We start from the raw sequence: 389 nt of genomic DNA on the forward strand, positions 1-389 counted from the left end.
GCGTTGAGCCCCAATACTTTTGACAGCAATACGGGCCCGAAGCTGTCGACGGTCGCGCGGATCGGCACGCCAATCCCGTTGGCACCTAACGACAGGAACTCCACCGGGAACCCCGAGGGTTGCCAATCATCGCCGGTGTCCTTGGCGCGTGCATCGGTTCGGTCGCTGCGCTCCCCTTCCTTGGACAGCCCGGACAGGTCACCCTTGACGTCGGCCATCAACACCGGCACGCCCGCGGCGCTGAGCTGCTCGGCGATCAGTTGCAGCGTCTTGGTCTTGCCGGTGCCCGTCGCGCCGGCCACCAGGCCGTGCCGGTTCACCGTCGCCAGCGGGATGCGGATCTGCGCCGACGGGTCGGCCGCACCGTCGATGACGACCGTGCCCAATTC

Annotated in this window: 1 protein-coding gene; it reads right to left on the bottom strand. The window is 67.4% G+C overall.

Annotated features, from left to right (window positions below):
- Positions 1–389, bottom strand: a 389-nt coding sequence (locus JWH17_RS25050; protein WP_205225116.1) for a helicase HerA-like domain-containing protein, incomplete at both ends; no start/stop codon positions are given.

The sequence above is a fragment of the Desulfogranum marinum genome, assembly GCF_016918565.1.
In the GTDB taxonomy this organism is placed as follows: Bacteria; Desulfobacterota; Desulfobulbia; order Desulfobulbales; family Desulfobulbaceae; genus Desulfogranum; species Desulfogranum marinum.